Genomic DNA, 4216 nt, shown 5'->3' with positions numbered 1-4216 from the left:
CCCTTGATTTTACAGCTTTCTTCCCTAGCAAGAAAGTCCCTAGCCCCTAGTCCCTTGCTATATAAGTTTAAGGGTTATTCACTTATATTCATCTTACTTAACTTTAAAGGCATTTTATCTTACAAGACATTGCGAGATTTGTGTCATTGATACCAAAATGCGCTAATTTTAGCTTAATGTCGCAAGAAGGCTCATACCCGAGAGGGAACTTGTTCAACTCAGGCTAGTAACTCTTGCCGAGCGGACAATTACCTTCAAAACTCCTCATCTTCTTGCGGAACTAACCTGAATCCGTAAATCCTAGTTATTAATCTGGGGGAACGATTGTGAACCAAAAAGTAGTGGCAGCCACCCGTAATGTGGCAATAGTTGGTCCCTATTTAAGTGGAAAAACTACACTGTTAGAAAGTTTGTTATTTGTCACCGGGGCAATTTCTCGCAAAGGTAACATAAAAGACGGAAATACTGTGGGCGATAGTGTAGCAGAAGCTCGCGATCGCAAAATGACAGTAGAAGTCGGTGCAGCTAGTACTGAATATCAAGATATCCGCTTTAACTTTATCGACTCTCCCGGTTCCATTGAGTTTAGCCAAGAAACCTACAATGCCTTAATTGGAGTTGATGCGGCTGTCGTCGTTTGCGAACCAATTACCGAGCGCGTCTTAACTCTAGCACCCCTATTAAAATTCCTGGATGATTGGGAAATTCCCCACCTTATTTTCATCAACAAAATCGATCGTCTTACTTGCACCGACGGGGCGTGGGGGCAACGTTACCGGGAAATCTTAGATGCCATCAAATCAGTTTCCACACGCCCATTAATACCCCATCAATACCCGATTGGCCAAGGAGAAGAGCTAATCGGGTTTATCGATTTAGTCAGCGAACAAGCCTATCATTATCATTCTGGTGCCCCCGCAGATCCAGTTCCACTACCGGAATCTTTACGAGAACAAGAACATGCTGCACGGGCAGAAATGCTGGAAGCATTAGCTAATTTTGATGACCACCTCCTGGAAGAATTACTCGAAGAAATTGAACCTCCCCAAGATGAAATTATCCAAGATTTAAGAATGGAATTAGGGGCAGATTTAATTGTCCCAGTATTTATCGGTGTAGCGGAACAAGATTATGGAGTTCGCCATCTAATTGATGCCCTATTACGAGAAGCACCAACACCAGAAACTACTGCCCAACGTCGAGGATTGGATGGTAATACAAATAAACCTGTAGCACAAGTTCTCAAAACATATTACAGCCCCCAAGGTGGTAAACTTTCCCTAGTGCGAGTGTGGCAAGGTCAGCTAACAGATGGTATTGTTCTTAATGGTATACGAGCAGGTGGTTTATATCGCTTACTAGGTCAACAACAAAACAATTTATCTGTAGCAATGGCGGGTGAAATTGTTGCCATCGGACGCTTAGAAGGGATTCAAACAGGAGATACCCTCGCCATTGAACAATCATCAATTAAATTAGCTAAAGCTGAAGTAGCAGTACCAGTTTATGCCTTAGCAATTGCACCAGAAAATCGCAAAGATGAAGTGAAACTTTCTAGTGCATTAGGCAAGTTAATGGAAGAAGATCGATCTCTAGCCTGGGAACAACATGGCGACACCCATGAAATTATTCTTTGGGGACAAGGGAACATTCATTTAGAAGTTGCCCTAGCACGACTGAGGCGTAAATATAACCTCCCAATGGTGACTCACCTACCCCAAGTTCCTTATAAAGAAACTATCCGCAAACCTACCACATCCCACGGTCGATACAAACACCAAAGTGGCGGACATGGACAGTTTGGTGATGTCTATCTCGACATTAAACCTGTCTCCCGTGGTGAAGGATTTAACTTCTCAGAAACCATTGTTGGCGGTGTTGTTCCCCGCCAATATATACCCGGCGTAGAAATAGGAGTCCGGGAATATTTAACTCACGGACCATTAGGTTTTCCAGTAGTTGATGTAGCCGTGACATTAACTAATGGTTCTTACCATTCTGTTGATAGTTCAGAACAAGCATTCAAGCAAGCCGCCCGGTTAGCAATGACAGAAGGAATGCCCAAGTGCGAACCCGTTCTTTTAGAACCAATTATGTCAGTTCAGGTGTCTAGTCCTATTGAGTTTACCTCAAAAATTCTCCAATTATTAACAGGTCGTCGCGGACAAATTCTCGGCTATGAAGGGCGTTCTGATTGGCAAGGTTGGGATTGTGTCTCCGCCTATTTACCCCAAGCAGAAATGCACGACTTTATTGTAGAATTGCGCTCCCTTACTCTAGGTATCGGCTTCTTTAATTGGCAATACGATCATCTCCAAGAAGTCCCCGAAAAGCTAAAAGAAAAAGTCCTAACCACTGCTGGGAATAGCAATGGTAATGGCAAAGGATAACCAGCTAGGTGTAACTTATCGTAGGGTGCGTTACATAACGCACCCTACAGATAGCATAACTGCGTAAGTCATAAAAACACCTCCGTCGTTGGAAACTCTGTGTCTACCCTGCGGGAAGCAAGCTATAGACCAGAGAGGAAAACGCGGCAGCGGTTTTAACCGCCTACCCCTTGCGGGGCGGAGGAGTATGGTTGCTTCTCCGTGGAGATCTAGTATAGATTGTTTAGATAAAAATATGATGAATGTACACTTAACTCCAGAATTAGAAGATTTTATTGCCAGTCAAGTGAAGAGCGGCAAGTATGCTTCAGCAGAAGAAATAATGGCAGCGGGAATTAGATTGTTAAGAGCATGGGAACAAAGTTATAAAGTTCAGTTGGAAGTATTAAGACGGGAAATTGAGAGAGAGCAGCAATCGTCTGAAGGGAGAAAAAATATTAATTACGAAGTTTTTTTTGCACAGTTACAAAATACGATCGAAGCCGAAATTACCTATAAAAAAGATTGGTCTCCAGGTTTTTTGGAAGAGGTAATAGGGGGGTGGGCAGGAGAACCTTTAGAAAGAGCTGAACAGGGAGAATTTGAGAGGCGAGAGGTTTGGCTTTGAGTTATCTACTAGATACTAATGTTTGTATTCAACTGTTAAATAATACCAAGCCAGCAGTCACGTCTCGACTGGTAGCACAACAACCAGAGAATATTTATCTCTGTACTGTAGCTCAGTTAGAACTGGTTTATGGAGCTTATCGCAGCGCTCGAACGCAACAGAATTTAGCTTTGTTGTCGCGGTTTTTTAGCCAGTTTACAATGTTACCTTTAGACGAACGAGCCGCCAGGATTGCCGGACAAATTCGTGCCGAATTAGCAGCAATAGGTACGCCTATTGGTCCTTATGACTTGCAAATTGCCTCGATAGCACTAGCAAATAACTTAATATTGGTGACTCATAATGTCGCAGAATTTAGTCGAGTTAATGGACTGGCAATTGAAGATTGGGAAATAGAAGAGTAGGTGAGAAAAACGCATCCATGAAATAGAGATAAAAAAAGAAGGCGATCTCGCTCGGATTGTTTGGCTGCGATAACTAATAAATTGTTTTTGGCTTTTAGTAAATAATCAAGATTGCCTTGAAGTCGATAGCTCCAGTTTAAATAAAGGCAATATGAGGAATCAATCTCCATTCTTGAGGGAAAGTTTGCCAAGTAAAAACTTGTTGAGCTTGATAATAATGAGCATAAGCACGGCGAGTATTTTCCACACCACTAGCGTGGCTGCGAGTGCTGTAAGCTAGTGCTAAATTCTGGTGTACTGTCGCCCATTGGTTGGGGTACTCGTCGCGGTTGTATACTTGTAAAGCGATTTCACAACAGTCGATCGCAATTTCTAAATTAATATCCCCATCCCCTTCAGGCAAACCCCAGATAATCCCCGCCAAATCCACCAGCACATCCGCAATCCGAGCTGCTTCCTCTAGTGACACAATCGATAGTGTCAGCGTTGCCCAATTGCGCAAGACATAGATAAAGTTAGCCTCTAGCAGATCGAGATTCTCTGCCAACAGCGGATACACCCCATACAAATCGCCTTTATTGGCTTGGGTAGCTTGGAGAAGTTCAACTAAAAAGACTGGAGTAGGATCAAATGGTGCGATCGCGCCTTGTGGAACAAACTCAGTGGTAATAGAATTAGGTAGCTGCATAATAGAGAGGTCTCCTGAACGATGTGGTTTGTTGGCGTAGGTGTGTTTGTAAGACTTTGGTAGCCTTTAGCGCCACCCCCTATACCAACCATACCTTCTACTACTACTTTCTACAGCCCAATATTCC

At 43.1% G+C, this 4216-nt stretch carries 4 protein-coding genes; 3 read left to right on the top strand and 1 reads right to left on the bottom strand.

Annotated features, from left to right (window positions below; genetic code table 11):
• The first annotated feature begins 326 nt into the window (after positions 1-326).
• The 3 genes from NJ959_RS26365 (at position 327) to vapC (ending at position 3401) form a co-directional block, all read left to right on the top strand.
• On the top strand, positions 327-2390 hold the full coding sequence (locus tag NJ959_RS26365) for an elongation factor G (RefSeq protein ID WP_254014731.1): 2064 nt from the start codon (positions 327-329) through the stop codon (positions 2388-2390).
• A 235-nt stretch (positions 2391-2625) separates the two neighbouring features.
• Positions 2626-2997 carry a type II toxin-antitoxin system ParD family antitoxin gene (locus NJ959_RS26360; RefSeq protein ID WP_254014730.1) on the top strand — a complete coding sequence of 124 codons (372 nt, stop codon included), beginning with the start codon at positions 2626-2628 and terminating at the stop codon, positions 2995-2997.
• The gene (gene vapC / locus NJ959_RS26355) at positions 2994-3401 is read left to right on the top strand and encodes a type II toxin-antitoxin system tRNA(fMet)-specific endonuclease VapC (RefSeq protein WP_254014729.1); all 408 of its coding nucleotides are present in this window, start codon (positions 2994-2996) and stop codon (positions 3399-3401) included. The genes NJ959_RS26360 and vapC overlap by 4 nt, the downstream gene beginning before the upstream one ends.
• Positions 3402-3537: 136 nt before the next feature.
• Here vapC and NJ959_RS26350 read toward each other — a convergent pair whose 3' ends face one another.
• Positions 3538-4089 carry a hypothetical protein gene (locus NJ959_RS26350; RefSeq protein WP_254014728.1) on the bottom strand — a complete coding sequence of 184 codons (552 nt, stop codon included), beginning with the start codon at positions 4087-4089 and terminating at the stop codon, positions 3538-3540.
• Between the last annotated feature and the right edge of the window lie 127 nt (positions 4090-4216).

The organism is Limnofasciculus baicalensis BBK-W-15 (assembly GCF_024178385.1).
GTDB lineage: Bacteria > Cyanobacteriota > Cyanobacteriia > Cyanobacteriales > Coleofasciculaceae > Limnofasciculus > Limnofasciculus baicalensis.
This window is presented reverse-complemented; position numbering and strand designations above follow the sequence as displayed.

What these genes read in the sequence shown, in the direction of transcription:
- NJ959_RS26350 (WP_254014728.1), bottom strand. Translation starts at nt 4,089, where the DNA reads ATGCAGCTACCTAATTCTATTACCACTGAGTTTGTTCCACAAGGCGCG.
- NJ959_RS26360 (WP_254014730.1), top strand. Translation starts at nt 2,626, where the DNA reads ATGATGAATGTACACTTAACTCCAGAATTAGAAGATTTTATTGCCAGT.